The organism is Flavobacterium sp. PLA-DH12 (genome assembly GCF_059511845.1).
Window position 1 is genome coordinate 17161 of record NZ_JCAMPD010000013.1, and the last position, 16364, is coordinate 33524.

The window sequence follows — 16364 nt, forward strand, 5'->3', positions numbered from 1 at the left end:
AGAATTTAAATTCAAAAATAGCTATTTGCTTTTATTAAAGATAGTGATTTTTGATAAAAAAAATACCCGTTATGTTATGAAAACGTAACGGGCATATTATGAATGTTATAAATTTTAACTAATTTATTGATTCGATGGCTCTTCGGCTTTGTGAATTTCAACTGATAATTCTTGAGAATCATCTTTTAAGTCCATCATGATTTCGTCACCAGAATGAATTTTTGAAGTGATAATTTCTTCAGCTAACAAATCTTCAACATATTTCTGAATTGCTCTTTTCAGTGGTCTAGCTCCAAACTGTTTGTCAAAACCTTTTTCAGCAATAAATGCTTTGGCTTTGTCTGTTAAAGTTAATTTGTAGCCTAACTCTGCAATACGAGAATATAGTTTTTTCAATTCGATTTCGATAATCAAATCAATATCTGATTTTTCTAAACTGTTGAATACAATTACGTCATCAATTCTGTTTAAGAACTCAGGAGCAAAGGTTTTCTTCAGTGCATTTTCGATAATGCTTTTTGAGTTTTCATCAGCTTGCGCTGTTCTTGCAGCAGTACCGAATCCAACACCTTGCCCGAAATCTTTTAACTGACGCGCACCAACGTTAGATGTCATGATAATGATAGTGTTTTTAAAGTCAATTTTACGACCTAAACTATCTGTTAAATATCCGTCATCTAAAACCTGAAGCATCATATTGAATACATCTGGATGTGCTTTTTCGATCTCGTCTAAAAGAACTACACAATAAGGTTTTCTACGAACTTTCTCAGTCAATTGACCACCTTCTTCGTAACCAACGTATCCAGGAGGCGCTCCAACTAAACGAGAGATTGCAAATTTTTCCATGTATTCGCTCATGTCGATACGAACCAAAGCATCTTCAGAATCAAATAATTCTTTTGCTAAAACTTTAGCCAACTGCGTTTTACCAACACCGGTTTGGCCTAAGAAAATGAACGAACCAATTGGTTTGTTTGGATCTTTAAGTCCGGCTCTGTTACGTTGAATAGAACGTGCAATTTTTAAGACAGCTTCATTTTGACCAATTACTTTATTCTGAATTAATTCAGGTAATTGCGCTAATTTATTGCTTTCTGTTTGTGCAATTCTATTCACAGGAATTCCAGTCATCATCGAAACAACATCGGCTACATTATCTTCTGTAACTTCAATTCTGTTGTTTTTAGAATCTTCTTCCCATTGTTCTTGTGCTAAAGCAAGATCTTTTTCGATACGTTTTTCATCATCGCGAAGTTTGGCTGCTTCTTCATATTTTTGTTTTTTAACAACCATATTTTTCATTTCGCGAACTTCTTCCAACTGACGTTCTAGATCCAAAATTTGTTTCGGAACATCGATGTTGGTAATGTGTACGCGAGAACCAGCCTCATCCATAGCATCAATAGCTTTGTCCGGTAAGAAACGTTCAGACATATATCTGTTTGTTAATTTAACGCAAGCTTCAATAGCTTCTGGAGTATAAGTTACATTATGGTGATCTTCGTATTTATCTTTTACGTTGTTCAAAATCGCAATAGTTTCTTCAACAGAAGTTGGTTCTACAATTACTTTTTGGAAACGTCTTTCTAAAGCACCGTCTTTTTCAATATATTGTCTGTACTCATCAAGAGTAGTAGCGCCAATACATTGTATTTCACCTCTTGCTAAAGCAGGTTTGAACATGTTTGAAGCATCAAGCGAACCTGTTGCTCCACCAGCGCCGACAATAGTATGAATTTCATCAATAAAAAGAATAATATCATCATTTTTTTCAAGCTCGTTCATCACGGCTTTCATTCTTTCTTCAAATTGTCCTCTGTATTTAGTTCCCGCTACTAAACTTGCTAAATCTAAAGTAACAACACGTTTGTGGAAAAGAATACGAGATACTTTCTTTTGAATAATACGCAAAGCAAGTCCTTCTGCAATAGCAGATTTACCAACTCCAGGCTCTCCAATAAGAAGCGGATTGTTCTTTTTTCTACGGCTTAAAATTTGCGATACACGCTCAATTTCTTTTTCTCGTCCTACAACAGGGTCTAATTTCCCTTCCTCAGCCATTTCTGTTAAATCTCTCCCAAAATTGTCTAAAACTGGGGTTTTAGATTTTTTGTTTGACTTATTGGCGGGATTATTAAAACTGCTTTCTTTTAGACTGTCATCTTGTCCTGAATCGTCATTATACGATTCGTTTCTTGGCAAGTTTTCTAAGAATTCTTCTTCGTTTGGAGTCATATTTAAGTACTGTTCTTTAGCTACGTCATAATCTATTTTTAGTTTATTCAATAGCTTGGTTGTTGGATCGTTTTCGTTTCGTAAGATGCATAACAGCAAATGTGCGGTGCTAATCGATGAACTTTGAAATACTTTTGCTTCCAGAAAAGTGGTCTTCAGGGCTCTTTCGGCCTGTCGGGTAAGATGAAGGTTTTTCTTTTCGGCATTTACTTCAACGCTCAGGTTGGCAGGGCTCAGTATTTCTACTTTTCTGCGTAAATGATCTAAATCGACATCTAGGTTATTAAGTATATGAATAGCTTTTCCGTTACCATCTCTTAAAATACCTAGCATAAGATGTTCTGTACCAATAAAGTCGTGCCCTAGACGTAGAGCTTCCTCTTTACTGTACGTAATAACATCTTTTACTCTTGGTGAAAAATTATCATCCATAATATATAATTGGTATTGTAAATTTAGTGAATTACAGTTTTAAAAACAAAAACCGTACCCATCGACATCTCCTGTCAGCTAATAGACGAAAAAAAAGACAATAAAAGAGTTAAAAAACGTTTAATTTATTAACTAAAAGCCAAAATAAAGTTGTTAATAAATCATTTAAATAAGTGTAAGGAAATAGCTGAAAAAATTTTAAAAAAACGTATCTTGGCACGCTTTGAAACTATTATAATTATTTAATATAACAACTTATGTCTGAAGGAGAAAAGTTAATTCCTATTAACATTGAAGATGAAATGAAATCAGCTTACATCGATTATTCGATGTCAGTAATTGTATCGAGAGCACTTCCTGATGTTAGAGATGGCTTGAAACCAGTGCATCGAAGAGTTCTTTACGGAATGTATGATTTAGGTGTAACATCAAGATCTGCCCATAAAAAATCTGCAAGAATCGTGGGAGAGGTTCTGGGTAAGTATCACCCGCACGGAGATACCTCTGTTTACGACGCAATGGTTCGTATGGCTCAAGAGTGGAGTATGCGATATTTATTAGTTGATGGTCAGGGTAACTTTGGTTCTGTCGATGGAGATAGTCCTGCAGCAATGCGTTATACTGAAGCCAGAATGCGTAAAATTTCTGAAGAGATTATGGCCGATATTGAAAAAGAAACAGTTGATTTTCAATTGAACTTTGACGATACAATATATGAGCCAAAAGTAATGCCAACAAGAGTTCCTACTTTATTAGTAAATGGAGCAACAGGTATTGCAGTTGGTATGGCGACAAACATGCCGCCACACAATTTAACTGAAGTTATCAACGGTACTTTAGCATATCTTGATAATAACGATATTGAAGTAGATGAATTAATAACTCATATTAAAGCACCTGATTTCCCTACAGGAGGTATTATCTACGGATATGAAGGTGTTCGTGAAGCTTTTAAAACAGGTAGAGGGCGTATTGTAATGCGTGCTAAAGTCGGTTTTGAAGAAGTAGACGGAAGAGAATGTATTATTGTTACAGAAATTCCATATCAAGTTAACAAAGCCGAAATGATCAAACGTACGGCTGATTTGGTTAACGATAAAAAAATTGAAGGTATTGCCAATATTCGTGATGAATCGGATAGAAATGGTATGCGTATCGTTTATATCTTAAAACGTGATGCTACGCCAAACGTAGTTTTAAATACTTTATACAAATACACTCAATTACAATCTTCATTTAGTGTTAATAATATTGCATTAGTAAAAGGACGTCCTCAATTACTGAATCTAAAGGACATGATTCACTACTTTATTGAGCACCGTCACGATGTGGTAGTTAGAAGAACGCAGTTTGAATTACGCAAAGCTGAAGAAAGAGCACATATTTTAGAAGGATTAATTATTGCTTCTGATAATATCGACGAAGTAATCGCGTTAATTAGAGGTTCTAAAAACACAGATGAAGCAAGAGAGAAATTAATCGAAAGATTTAAATTGTCAGATATTCAGGCTCGTGCAATTGTAGAGATGCGTCTACGTCAGTTAACAGGTCTGGAGCAAGATAAATTAAGAGCGGAGTTTGATGAGTTAATGAAGTTAATCGAGCATTTAAAAGCTTTATTAGCAGATGTTAATTTGAGAATTGATTTGATTAAAGAAGAGCTTACAGAAATCCGTGATAAATACGGTGATGAGCGTCGTTCTAAAATTGAATATTCTGGAGGAGATGTAAGTATTGAAGATTTGATTGCAGATGAAAATGTGGTAATTACCATTTCGCATGCAGGTTATATCAAACGTACGAACTTGACAGAATACAAAACTCAGAATAGAGGAGGAGTTGGTCAAAAAAGTGCAGGAACAAGAGATCAGGATTTCTTGGAGCACATGTTCGTAGCAACAAACCACCAATATATGATGTTCTTTACGCAAAAAGGAAAATGTTTCTGGATGCGTGTTTATGAAATTCCAGAAGGAAGCAAAACGGCAAAAGGTAGAGCAATTCAGAACTTGGTGAATATTGAAAGCGATGATAAAGTAAAAGCTTTCATTTGTACACAAGATTTAAAAGATAAAGATTATATCAATACTCATAATCTTGTAATGGTGACTAAACAAGGACAGGTTAAGAAAACTTCTTTAGAGAAATATTCTAAACCTCGTGTAAATGGAGTTGCCGCAATTACAATTAAAGAAGGTGATGAGTTGCTTGGTGCTCAGTTAACAAATGGTGAAAGCCAAATTATCTTAGCAGTTAAATCTGGTAAATTAGTTCGTTTTGAAGAAACTAAAACACGTCCGATGGGAAGAACAGCTTCTGGAGTACGTGGAATTACCTTAAAAGATGAAACTGACGAAGTAATCGGAATGGTTACGGTTGATAAAAATGATATTTCTGAATCACAAATCTTAGTGGTAACTGAAAATGGTTACGGAAAACGTACTAAGTTGGTTGATGAAGATGGAGAAGATGTTTACAGAATTACAAACCGTGGAGGTAAAGGGGTTAAAACGCTTAATATTACTGAGAAAACCGGTAAATTAATCTCTATTAATGCGGTAACTGACTCAGATGATTTGATGATTATCAATAAATCAGGATTGACAATTAGAATGGCAATCGAAGATTTACGTGTTATGGGGCGTGCAACTCAAGGTGTTAGATTGATCAATTTAAAAGGAAAAGATTCTATTGCTGCTGTAACAACTGTAATGAAAGATGATGCAGAAGAAGTAATTGTTGACGAAGACGGTAATGTTATCGAAACTGTAATTGAAAGGGTTAAGCCTGATTTAGAAGTTCTTGAAGACGACGGATCTGTTGAAGATGATGATGACTCTGATGATGAAGTAGAAGACGAAGACGATACTGAGGCAGAAGACGAAGAATCTGAAGAATAAGTAAAAAACAAAAAATTAAATACAAATAAATACCATTATGAAAAGTAAATATGTAATACTTGCATCAGCATTACTGATCTCTGTAGCTACGTTTGCTCAAAAAGATCAAATTAAAAATGCTGAAAAAGCATTAAAAGGAGGAGATGCGCAAGGTGCTCTTGCTCAATTAAAAGATGCAGAGAGTTTAATTGTGAATGCTAAAGATACTGAGCAGGCACAGTATTATTTCGTTCAAGGAAATGCTTTTCTTGAACTTGCAAACAAAAAAGTTGAAGAAAGTAAAAATTTATTAGCTGCAGCTGACAGCTACAAAAAATTAATTGAAGTAGAAAAAACTTCTGGAAAGCAAAAATATTCAACTCAAGCTGCTGCTTCAATTACAAACATTAAAGGTTTGTTGATTAATTCTGCAATTGCTGATACACAAGCTAGCAAACATGTTGAAGGTGCAAAAAAATTGTACGAAGCATATGAATTAGACAAAAAAGATACTATTAACTTGTATTATGCAGCTTCTACTGCTGTAAATTCACAAGATTTTGATCTTGCTTTGCCAATGTACGAAGAGTTGAAAAAAATAAATTATTCAGGAAAAGGAACTTTGTATACAGCTGTAAACAAAGCTTCTGGAAATGATGATAGTTTTGCTAATGCTAAAGAAAGAGATTTAGCGGTTAAATTAGGTACTCACGAAAAACCTAAAACTGAAGCTATTGCTTCTAAAAGAGGTGAGATCTACAAAAACTTAGCATTAATCTTAGTTCAAAAAGGACGTACAGAAGATGCTAAAAAAGCAATCGCTGATGCTAGAAAAGCAAATCCAGACGATTCTTCTTTAATTTTAACAGAAGCTAATTTATATCTAGAGACTAAAGACTACGATATGTACAAAAAATTAGTTAATGAAGCTTTAGAGAAAGATCCTAAAAATGCTGACTTAGTATTCAATTTAGGAGTAATCAGCGCTGGGGCTAAAAACAATGCTGATGCAGAGAAATATTACTTAAAAGCAATCGAAATCAATCCTGAGTATACAAATGCTTATTTGAATCTTGCTGCATTAAAATTAGAAGCTGAAAAACCAATCATTGATGAAATGAATAAATTAGGTACTTCTGCTAAAGATATGAAACGTTACGATGTTTTAAAAGCGCAAAGAGAGGCTGTTTTCAAGGGAGTTATTCCTTACCTTAAAAAAGCGAATGAATTAGATCCTAAAAATGAGGATGTTTCTAAAACATTATTAGGAGTTTATAGCGCTCTTGAAATGACTGCTGAAGCTAAAGCCTTAAAAGCAAAAATGTAATTATTGGCATTATAAAATAAAAAAACCATTCACAATTGTGAATGGTTTTTTTATGTCCTTAACTGATTAGTTCAGCAGATAAAGTAATGGTTGTATTTAACAGTTTTGAAATCGGACAGATTTCTTTGGCTTTTGCAGCTGTTGAAGCAAATTCCTCAGCAGATATGGATGGAACTTTACCTTTTAAATCTAAGTGAATCAAAGTGATTGATCCATCTTCAAAAGTTACTGTAGCTTCTGTAGTTAAATCATCGGCTGTAAACCCAGCTTCATTTAGTAAAAAACTTAATTGCATCGTAAAACAGCCAGAATGAGCCGCAGCAACCAATTCTTCAGGATTTGTTCCAACACCGTCAGCGAATCTTGTTTTAAAAGACAATTGTGCATTATCTAAAGTTGTACTTTGTGTACTGATTGTTCCTTTTCCTTCCATACCGGTTCCTTTCCAGTTGGCGTGTGCTTTTCTTGTAAATTTCATATTCTCCTTATTTAAAATTAGTATTAAATGTTATTTGCTTGATTGCCAGTTAATAGTGGTAACTCAAATATAATCAATATTTTGCAGAATAATTTTATGAAATTTAATTGTATTGTTAAGTTTTGGGTTTTAAGTTAGAGTGAGTTTTAACCACAAAGCATACAATCCTGATGGCTATCGGGATACAGAAAGTCTTTAAGTAAAGCTTTGCGAACTTTGTGTTTTTATAAAACCTTATATATTTAAAAATCTTTGCGGACTTTGCGTTAAAAAATAAAAAAAAAGTGTAACAATTGCTCGTTACACTTTATTAGTTTTAGAATTCGACTGGAATTACTCTTGTCCTAAGTTTCTTAATTGTTTCAATTTATCTTTCCAAACTTCAAGGCTTTCTTTGTGAATTGCAATGTTTTTACGAACCTCTGTCACAATTGAATTCTCTTTTTTGGCATTTTTTGTATTGGTAAAGAACTGAATGTTATTTTCTAATTGAAAAATTTCATTTTGAACTTCTTCAATTTTACGCATAATAAAGATCTTTTCATTATCTAATTTACGCGTATCATTGCTGTCAGATAAAGAATCAAGACGATTTGCAAAACGCATCATTTCAGATTCTTTTTTGCTTAAACTTAGTTTTTCAAAAAGAGCATCTAAGATTTTATTAAATTTCCCTTCAATATGTCTTCTAGAAAAAGGAACTTTTCCAAAACCTTTCCAAGTTTCAATATGTGCTTTAATGGCATCTAAATCAGTTTTGTGATCTCCAGTTAATTGGAAAGCTCTTAAAACATCTAAATAAGCCTTTTTGCTATCAAAAGCAGCAACTTCATCACTGTTCTCTTCAGATTTATGCTCTTTTAATTTGTCAAAATAATGGTTGCAAGCATCCTTAAATTCTTTCCAGATTTTGTCTGAATATTTTTTAGGAACATGCCCAATTTGTTTCCATTCTTCCTGGATCTGTTTCATTACAGGTGTAGTAGCTTGGAAATCGGTGCTTTCCTGTAATTCTTTAGCTTTTGCTACAAGAGCCAGTTTTTTATTTAAATTATCGTTTTGGTCTTTTTTAATGTCTTTATAAAACGAATTTTTAAAAGCATTGAAATTTCTAACCGCAGTTTTAAAAGTAGCCCAAGTTTCTTCATTAACTTCAGAAGGCACTTTTCCAGCTGCAAAAAACTCATTTCTTAGCTCTTCTACTTTTTGAATTTGAATAAGCCATTGAGAATGAGAATTTACTTTTTCGCTTCCAAGCACTTCAATTTTAGCAATAATTTCTTTTTTGGCCTCAAGATTTTTTTGCTCATTTGCTCTTTGGCTTTCAAATAAAAGTTCTCGCTTGTCATGTATTTTCTTAGTCAGTTCGCTAAACTGATTCCAGATTGCATCACGATGTTCTTTAGAAACAGGTCCGATTTCTTCTTTCCAGATTCTGTGTAAATCTTGTAATTCGCGGAAAGATTTGCTCACATCGGCATCGTTTGCCAATTCTTCAACGCGTGCTATAATTTTTTGTTTTAATTCTAAGTTATGTTTAAAATCTAAATCTCTAGCCTCACGGTCTAAATGAAGATAATCGTAGAAATTTTCTACGTGGAAGTGGTAATTATTCCAAACATGATTGTATTTGTCTTTTGGAATAGCTCCGGCATTTTTCCATCTTTCTCTTAATTCATTAAAATGTTTAAGAGTATCTTTTATATTTTCTTGCGGATTAATTAGTTCTTTTAATTCTTCAACAATAGCAAGACGATTTTCTAAATTGCTTTTTAAATTCGTCTGTAAATGTTTAAAATGAGCATTTCTTTTTTCTCTAAAAACATTATAATATTCGTCGAATTTTGATTTTAACGGAAGGTGATATTCAAATTCTTCATTCGGATCTGGATTGGAAGCTAAAAATTCTTCTTTTTTCTCTTCTATAAGATGATGATATTGCAGCAAGAAAGCTTTTTTGATTTCTTCAATATGATCTTTTACAGACATTGCCTTGTCTATATTCACCAATTTTTTTAGTTCATCAACAAGTGCATCCAGAGTAAAGGTATTGTAATCTTGCATAGGAATGTCGTGACGTTCCTTTAGCGTTTCGTCTTCACTTTCAGCAGCGTTCGAATTGGTAATAACATCTAATGCCTCCTGATGGGCATCTTCTTGTTTTGTTACTTCATTTTCAGTTTCTGAGACCAAATCTTCGGTCAAAGTTTCTGAATCTGAGATTTCGATTGCATCATTTGCTACAGAATCATTTATTTCGATTCCTGATTTTCCGTCTGCTTCATGCAGGTTATCATTCTTTTCTTCTAACATCTTTAAAAATGTATAAGGTTTTTATTTTAAACAGTGCGAAAGATAGTAAAGGTGTTTCTAACTACAAAATAAATCCTTTGTTTATACGCTAATTTGCGATGAAATTCTTATTGTTTACTTCAATTTGACAGTATGATATATTAATTTTTGTTGTTTTAATTGATAAGTTAGAAATAATATTTTTTTCGATTTTTAATTGAAAAACATATAAATCCTAAAAAGTCAAGCTGAAATAGCAGTTTGTTCAAAATCAAAACAAAATCAGCATCCCGACTTCCATACCAAAATTATATGATTTTTCGCCACCAAAAGCTACGCTGGGGTGTACATAAACTAAGTTTGTTGGAGTTATTTTTCGGCCAAATTCCATAAAAGCATTATTTTGAAAGCCGTCCAAAACGTAATTGTATCTAAAAGCTACATCTGTAGCAATCCAATTTTTTCCGAAGAACCATAACAGGTTGTTTTCTAGTAATGTTACACTTACATCGCTTCGATTGCTTGATCCCGCAAAACTTTGGGAATGTTCAATGGTCGCAATCCATAAAAATTTCTTGTGATTGAAGTATTTTGCAAAAATACCAGCAGGAATCACGACCCATTTTCCACTTCCAAAACTTGGATCTACAGCAGAATTTGAGATGACGCGGGTTCTAAGGCCAATGCCATTATTTTTCTTAAAATAGGGTATGAAACTTAGTCCAGCACCAACATCGCCAAGTCCTGTTTGATTAATAGAATTGGAGTTGGTTGAAATTAAAGGCAAATCAAATCTCAGATTCCAAGCTTTGTTGCCTATTGGTTGTAAGACACGTAAATTTGTAGTGTTAAAAGAGCCATTCTTAGTGTCTAAATATTCATTGTACAATAGAATGGTTTGCAGAAAATAATGATATCTAGGCTCGGCAAACGGACTATTGCTTCTGTCAATATCTTCGTCTTGAGCAGCTGCAAGAAATGTAATAAGAAAAAAAATGCTAAAGTAAAGTAGTTGTTTTTTCATAACTGTCTGCAAATGAGTAGACTAATTTACAAAAATTACTTTAACATTTTAATTTTTTATTTATTCCAAATTTTCCACGCTTTCTCCGCCTGAAAAATAAGCATATCATGTCCATTTTTAATTACAGCTCCCATTTCTTTTGCTTTTCTTAGGAAAGTGGTTTCTGCTGGATTGTAGATTAAATCGTAGGCAATATGTTTTTCTGTAAAAAATTCATAAGGCAAATTTGGACAAGCATCCACATTTGGACTTGTTCCAACTGGCGTACAATTAATTATAATTTGAAAATTATCAAAAGTAGTAGCATTAATCAAATCGTAATCAATAATGTTTTCTTTTGCTTCTCTTGAAACAAAAGTATACGGAATATCTAATTCATCCAAAGCAAAAGCAACGCCTTTAGAAGCGCCTCCTGTACCTAAGATAAGAGCTTTTTTATGATGTGGCTCTAATAATGGCTTTAAAGACTTTTTAAATCCGTAGTAATCGGTGTTGTAGCCTTTTAATTTGCCGCTTTTAGTAAATTTAATGGTATTAACAGCGCCAATTAGAGCAGCTTTTTTTGATAGTTTATCTAAGAAAGGAATAACTTGTTCTTTGTACGGAATCGTAACATTTAATCCCTTTAAATCAGGATTGTTTTTAATTAATTCTGTGAAGTAATTAATCTCAGAAATGTCAAAATTCTCATAGCTGTTACCGGCAAAAACTTCATTATTAAATTTCTCTGTAAAATAACCTTTTGAAAAAGAGTAGCTTATGTTGCGTCCTAATAATCCAAAACGTCTTCTTAATAAAATATCAACCATTCTTATTTACGATGTTTTTCTATATAATTTTTTACTGTTTTTTTTGTCCAAACCACAGGAAATAAATCTTCTATCAAGATATAATTGTCAAAATTTAGACGTAAACCATTGCTTAAATGAAATTTAGCTTTTGTATTGTCCTGAATCATGAAATACAATCCTGCTAAACGGTATTCGATTTCATTTTCTTCTGGAAAATATTCTGTCGCCTGCAATAAAGTCTGTATAGCAGTTTCAAATTCTCCCAAAAATTGAAGAATATCAACCCAGTACAACCAAGTATCTAATGCATAATCTCCAAATTCAACTGCTTTTCTAAAACCAAATTCGGCTTCTTCAAAGAAATTCATTTGTTTATTGATTGTTGCATATCTTTTCCAGTACAAACGATTTTGATTATCAATCGCTAAAGCTTTATTCACAAAGAACAATGCTTTTTGATAGTTTTTCTGGCGAAGATGAAAATCTGTTATCGCAATCCAGCCTTTATCTAAAAGCGGATCTTCATGAACAGTTTGGTTATAATATTGAATTGCTTTCGCTAAATTTCCAAGTTTTTCATAACATTTTCCAATTCGAAGCAATGCATACGATGTTGCATCATCTAACTCGATGGTTCTGTTATAGCTTTCAATTGCTTCATTGTATTTTTTAAGGCGTTCGTAAGCTTTTGCTTTTTCCATGAAAGCACCTAAAAATTCATCATCAATCAATGTTGCGTAGTCAAATGCGCGAATAGCATTTTCATATTCTTTTACGCCATAATGAAGACGTCCAAGCTGATGCCACGCAATTTCGCTATAGGGATTTCTGTTAATATATTCGTTAAGATATACAATAGCCTCTTGGTTCTGATCTAAAAATTCAAAACAATAGACTACGTTGTAAAGAGCAGATTGGTCTTCTAAGTCTTCTTCAAGACATTTGATAAAATTCTCCTTTGCCAGCTCGAGATTGTCCATAAATAGATATTCCATTCCGATCAAATTGTACACGTCAGCATAATCATCAGTGTATTGAAGCGCGATTTTTAGCAGTTCGACTGCTTTTTCGTGCTGATCTCTTTTTGAACAGATATTGGCTTTCTGGATATAGATTTCCTCGTTGTTAGGTTCAATTGCGTATAACTCATTCAAAAGCTTTTCAGCAATCTCGAGTTTGTCATCATAAACTAGCATTTCTACTTGTACTAATTTTAAGCCTGTAGATTTTGGATGCTGGTCTAATGCAAGTTTTAAGGCCTTTTTTGCTAAATTAGCCTTACCTATGTCTAAGTAATGAAGAATTATTTCTTCAAATTCTTCAGAATCAAAAAAGAGCACTTTGTTAGTTTTTAACATCGACTCAAATTTGGATAGGGATAGGTTATAATCTTCTTCTTCGTTGCTTAATTGCATACTTCGTATATTTGAAATTAGCCTGTTATAAATTTAGGCAACCATATAATTGTTGTAAGGATAGGAAATTAATTGTTTTGAACAATTTAATTAACAAAATATGGCGTTTTTTATTCTGTTTTGGGAAGAAATCTCCTTTATAATTAAGGGGTTAACTTCGATTTTGTCATTTTTTTAATTAAGCCGAAAGATTATAGTGAAATATAAATGGAATGGTACTTCCTGTCGTTTTTATTAAAAAGCACCGAAATATTTCAAAAATAATTTTTCATTTTAGCTGTTGCTCTTTTGCATTATCCCATCCATAACCTCTAAAATAATGGCGCATCCTTCTCTAATTTCGTCTTCAGAAATGGTCAAAGGAGGTGTAATTCGTATAGCACATCCTTCAAATAAAAGCCAAAATAAAATAAGTCCTCTGTCTTGACAGGTTAAAATGACTTCGTTGGTAATGTTTGCCGAATCTGTCATAGCAGCAAGCATTAATCCTTTTCCTCTAACTTCTTTAATCAAAGGGTGTACCAAAAGCGATCTGAAGAGTTTTTCCTTCTCCAACGTTTCTGCCATTAAATTTGTTTCAGTTAATTCTTGCAAAGTAGCCAAACAAGCTGACGCAATGACAGGGTGACCACCAAAAGTGGTGATATGTCCTAATTTCGGATTTTCTGTTAAAAGGTCCATTTTTTCAGCAGAAGCAGTAAAAGCACCAACCGGCATACCGCCGCCCATTCCTTTACCCATAACTACGATATCTGGAACAACATCGTAATTTTGGAAACCAAAAAGTTTTCCTGTTCTTCCAAAACCTGGCTGGATTTCGTCAACAATCATTAAAGCTCCAACTTCATCACAGCGTTTACGCACTTTTTGAAGGAAATTGTTTTCTGGCTGAATAAAACCTGCTCCACCTTGGATGGTTTCTAAAAGGATGGCTGCTGTTCTGGTAGTTATTTTTTGTAGATCTTCTTCGTTATTGAAGGTAATGAAATCAACATCTGGCAATAGAGGTCTAAAAGCCTGTTTACGCTCTTCAAATCCCATAACGCTCATAGAACCCATCGTGTTTCCGTGATACGCATTGTGGCAAGAAATAAGCTGACTGCGGCCTGTAACTCGTTTTGCTAATTTTAGCGAACCTTCGATTGCTTCCGTACCTGAATTAACCAAATAGGTTTTATTTAAAGATTCAGGCAGGAGAGAAGCCATTAATTTGCAATATTGAACTGCTGGACTCTGAGAATATTCTCCGTATACCATTACGTGCGAATATTTATCCAACTGATCTTTTATAGCCTGATTTACTCTAGGATGCTGATGTCCTAAAGTACAAGCCGAAACTCCGGCAACAAAATCTAAATATTTTTTATCGTCTGTGTCGTAAATGTAAGAGCCGATGGCATGCGAAACTTCCATTCCGAGTGGGTAAGGAGAGGTTTGCGCTTGGTATTTTATAAAATCTGGATTCATTTTTTTAGCTTCTAAGTTGCTGAGATACTAAGATTCTGAGCTTCTATGTTTTTAACTGTACACTGTGACTGCGACTGAAAACTTTTTTAGGTTCAAAGTGGCGAAGGTACTAAGGTTCTAAGTTTTTTTACTTTACGCTTAAGTTAACTTTGTGGTTTAAACAATCGTAAAGCACTGTAAACTGTAACTGCGACTGAAAACTACTTGTTTTTAGCTTTCGTGTCTGTCTTAGTGGCTGTGTTTTTCTTATCGTAATTCAAGGTTTCCTTCCTGACTTTCAGAGGAACATTTTTACCTTTTTCTTCTTCGTCTTTACCCTGTTTAATCAGTTTTTCATTCATTTCATTTTCTTCGGCGGTAAAAATATCATCTTTCGACTTTATTCTTTCGTTTCCGCGCCAATTCATGCCTCGCAGTTTACGCGCGTTTTCGGGAAGTTCATCCTCAGGAAAAATATCTCCATCAACTTTATTGAAGAACGTAATGGTTTCAATAGCATTGTTTTCCAATATCATATTGATTTTACTGCTGACATTTTTATTGATTCCGATTAGTTCATGAGCATCGTTCCGCATATAATAAATTACTTCGGTGTTTTTGATGACATCAACATCATGAAGTTTCCCATCCCGGAATTTTCCAAACAAATTGAGTCCCTTGACTTGATTAAAACCGGTTCCGAGCGTGTCCTTGGATAAGACAAAAGTATTGTTTAGAACTTTCAAAGAATCAATTTTCCTTGTTTTATTGTCGCCAATTAAGTGCATTAAATCACCAGTAATTTGGTTATCGCCATTCCACAGAATCGGATTTCCAATCAATTTCGTTAAAGCAGTTTTAGAATTCGAATGAATAGAATCGCATTTACCGCTCATGTCTGTTTTATAGAAGCGAACATTTTTAAAAGCTCTCAAAATTCTTTCTCCTTCTTTACCTGTAACCATTAATTTTTGTCCGTGAATGTAAACCGAATCATTTTCAACTAGATTTACAGCAACAGCTCTTTTGGTAACAAACATGGAATCTTTCAGTTTGTAAAGTTCTGCATAATGGCCTTTTACAATTCCTTTGTTAATAGAGTCGGTAATTTTTACATTTCGAGTTGCCGATGCAAATTCGGTATTTCGATTATAGTATAAACTATCGCCTTCTATACGCCTATCGTCGTATTTGATATACGATTTTCGAAGAAAATGCGCTAAGTTTTTCTTTGTATCGTAAAAACCTTTTTCGGTATAAATGTAATTGGCTTTACTGGTAATAGTTGAAGGTCCAAGAAGATAAGTGTGTCCAGAATTACTGTAATAATCCAAGTGATTGGATTTAATTACATATTTTGGATTGGTAATGGTAACTTCGGTTAAAAACTGAAACTTCTTTTCTTTTACAAAATACCTTCCCGATTTGCTGACCAAAGTATTGTCTTTGTTTACAATTGTTCCTTTTGTATTGTAAAATGCTTCTTGAATATTTCTATCAAAATTAATAGTATCAGTCTGTAAAGTAGCATCAGGTGAAGTTAGAACTGCATTTCCTGTTGCAAAAGCTTTTTTTTCATTACCGCTATACTCAGCATATTTACTATTTAAAAACAAAGTATCTCCCTGTACCAATTGTACATTTCCAAATGCTTTTAGATAATTTTCTTTTTGAAAAAAATAAGCTTTGTTACAAGTTAATACAACTCCATCATGGTTTACTTTTACATTTCCGGTAAGTAAAAGCGCATCAGGTACATTAACTTGATCCACGTCGGAAAAGTCAGCATTCTCGATAACAATTGTTTTTGGAGATTGTGCAGGTTTTTTTGCTTGCGCGAAAGTAAATTGAACGCTTAAAAAAGACAGGCAAATAAATATGAAAAAGAGTGATTTCTTCAACTGATTAAATTTTTGTCAAATTTATAAAAAAGGTTAGAACCTGTCGCGGTTATTAGCATTAATTTATAATTAGTCATTAACAGTCTAATGTTGAATTTGGATGCGATTTAATTTTTCAACAAAATTTCCAACTCTCACGTT

At 33.4% G+C, this 16364-nt stretch carries 10 protein-coding genes; 2 read left to right on the forward strand and 8 right to left on the reverse strand.

Features of this window, described 5'->3' with window-relative positions:
• Window positions 1–123: 123 nt before the first annotated feature.
• Window positions 124–2670 carry an ATP-dependent Clp protease ATP-binding subunit gene (locus tag AC5ZCW_RS20545; protein WP_496121511.1) on the reverse strand — a complete coding sequence of 849 codons (2547 nt, stop codon included), beginning with the start codon at window positions 2668–2670 and terminating at the stop codon, window positions 124–126.
• Between the two features lie 257 nt (window positions 2671–2927).
• Between AC5ZCW_RS20545 and gyrA the strand changes: the two genes are divergently transcribed.
• The gene (gene gyrA, locus AC5ZCW_RS20550; RefSeq protein ID WP_496121513.1) at window positions 2928–5570 is read left to right on the forward strand and encodes a DNA gyrase subunit A; all 2643 of its coding nucleotides are present in this window, start codon (window positions 2928–2930) and stop codon (window positions 5568–5570) included.
• A gap of 37 nt (window positions 5571–5607) precedes the next feature.
• Entirely contained in the window at window positions 5608–6876 is a 1269-nt protein-coding gene (locus tag AC5ZCW_RS20555; protein ID WP_496121515.1) for a tetratricopeptide repeat protein, read from the forward strand.
• A 58-nt stretch (window positions 6877–6934) separates the two neighbouring features.
• Here AC5ZCW_RS20555 and AC5ZCW_RS20560 read toward each other — a convergent pair whose 3' ends face one another.
• The 7 genes from AC5ZCW_RS20560 to AC5ZCW_RS20590 form a co-directional block, all read right to left on the reverse strand.
• Window positions 6935–7354, reverse strand: a complete 420-nt coding sequence (locus AC5ZCW_RS20560; RefSeq protein WP_111283188.1) for an OsmC family protein — start codon at window positions 7352–7354, stop codon at window positions 6935–6937.
• A 333-nt stretch (window positions 7355–7687) separates the two neighbouring features.
• Window positions 7688–9667: a DUF349 domain-containing protein gene (locus AC5ZCW_RS20565; protein ID WP_496121517.1), complete on the reverse strand. Its 1980-nt coding sequence runs from the start codon at window positions 9665–9667 to the stop codon at window positions 7688–7690.
• Between the two features lie 250 nt (window positions 9668–9917).
• Window positions 9918–10670, reverse strand: a complete 753-nt coding sequence (locus tag AC5ZCW_RS20570; protein WP_496121519.1) for a lipid A phosphoethanolamine transferase — start codon at window positions 10668–10670, stop codon at window positions 9918–9920.
• Between the two features lie 56 nt (window positions 10671–10726).
• Window positions 10727–11479 carry a shikimate dehydrogenase family protein gene (locus tag AC5ZCW_RS20575; RefSeq protein ID WP_496121520.1) on the reverse strand — a complete coding sequence of 251 codons (753 nt, stop codon included), beginning with the start codon at window positions 11477–11479 and terminating at the stop codon, window positions 10727–10729.
• Between the two features lie 2 nt (window positions 11480–11481).
• Entirely contained in the window at window positions 11482–12876 is a 1395-nt protein-coding gene (locus AC5ZCW_RS20580) for a tetratricopeptide repeat protein (protein ID WP_177210100.1), read from the reverse strand.
• 273 nt (window positions 12877–13149) lie between these two features.
• Window positions 13150–14343, reverse strand: coding sequence for an aspartate aminotransferase family protein (locus AC5ZCW_RS20585; RefSeq protein WP_496121521.1), 1194 nt, complete (start codon window positions 14341–14343; stop codon window positions 13150–13152).
• Between the two features lie 200 nt (window positions 14344–14543).
• A complete protein-coding gene (locus tag AC5ZCW_RS20590) occupies window positions 14544–16223 on the reverse strand; it encodes an OstA-like protein (RefSeq protein WP_496121522.1) in 1680 nt (559 codons plus the stop codon).
• Window positions 16224–16364: the final 141 nt, after the last annotated feature.